Consider the following 1,002-nt stretch of genomic DNA (forward strand, 5'->3'; position numbering starts at 1 on the left):
GGAAAATCAACGGCCAAATTGTACAACTCATAAAAAATAGACAAACTCGATTTTCATCGAGTTTGTCTACAGTCTGATAGCTGCAGATTCCTGCAGCTATTTTGTATTTTCTTGTGCTTCAGCCTCGGCAAGCTTTCTCAGCAAGACGGGTGTAGGCATATGCATGATTTGCTCTAAAGGCAAGTTTAGGGACTTGGATAACTTTAATGCGGTTTCCGGTGATATTTGCAATGGCTTCATGGCGCTTTCTCCAATCAATTTTTATTAGTTAATTCCAGTGTAGTCTCTGTTCTCCAATTATTCAATCCTTACTTGACCATTTCTCCATCAAACAAAATCCATACTATTCTTTTGATGGGAAGTTAATGAAGAAAAATTCTAGTACCTTATACCTTGACAATAGAATTGGATCGAAGGCAGAATAGGGTTTTTTATGGTTCGAATGAACTGTATATTTTCAATTGAATGGATATAAAGCTCGTATGATTTGATGGAATATCTTAGTGATTTACAAGATCAGGGGTAGTGGGAAAATGGGGATTTTCATAAATCGAAGCCGAAAAAAGCAATCTGGTTTCAAAAAGCAAAAGAGACAGAGGGTATATTGGATGTAAGCAGTGAACAGGTGAAACTTCAGGCAACCTTGTTATTTTCATGAAAAATGTTGATGAAAACCGTTATATTAAACCAATCCTTCTTAAGCATTACCGAGTTTATTAAGCTTGTACAGCCGACCAGACAAATTTACTATCATTGAACTAAAGCCATCGAGGCAGCGCATGCAGGCGAACATGGTAATGGATTTGCGGCTGTTTCGAATGAGCTCAGGAAACTTGCTGAACAGACTAAAAAGCCGATAGCTGAAATGGATGCAATCGTGCAAACATCAAATGAATTATAGAATGGAAAAAAGCCCGTGCGTCGGGAGGGCACTGAAAAAGTCCCTTCGGGCCAATAGAGGTAGTTTTTCTCAGTTTATTCTGAGGAAATCTACCTTTTTTT

Annotated in this window: 2 protein-coding genes; one reads left to right on the forward strand and one right to left on the reverse strand. The window is 38.1% G+C overall.

The features are described from left to right. Window positions 1–96: 96 nt before the first annotated feature. A complete protein-coding gene (locus tag ACFX4X_RS25500) occupies window positions 97–240 on the reverse strand; it encodes a YycC family protein (RefSeq protein WP_081108790.1) in 144 nt (47 codons plus the stop codon). Between the two features lie 526 nt (window positions 241–766). On the opposite strand from ACFX4X_RS25500, the gene ACFX4X_RS25505 reads away from it, so the two are divergent. Next, the gene (locus tag ACFX4X_RS25505) at window positions 767–901 is read left to right on the forward strand and encodes a methyl-accepting chemotaxis protein (RefSeq protein ID WP_377387674.1); all 135 of its coding nucleotides are present in this window, start codon (window positions 767–769) and stop codon (window positions 899–901) included. Window positions 902–1,002 lie beyond the last annotated feature (101 nt).

The organism is Peribacillus sp. YIM B13481 (genome assembly GCF_042787985.1).
In the GTDB taxonomy this organism is placed as follows: domain Bacteria; phylum Bacillota; class Bacilli; order Bacillales; family DSM-1321; genus Peribacillus; species Peribacillus simplex_A.

Excerpts from the sequence above, each read along its gene's own strand:
- ACFX4X_RS25500 (WP_081108790.1), bottom strand. The coding sequence starts at position 240 with ATGAAGCCATTGCAAATATCACCGGAAACCGCATTAAAGTTATCCAAG.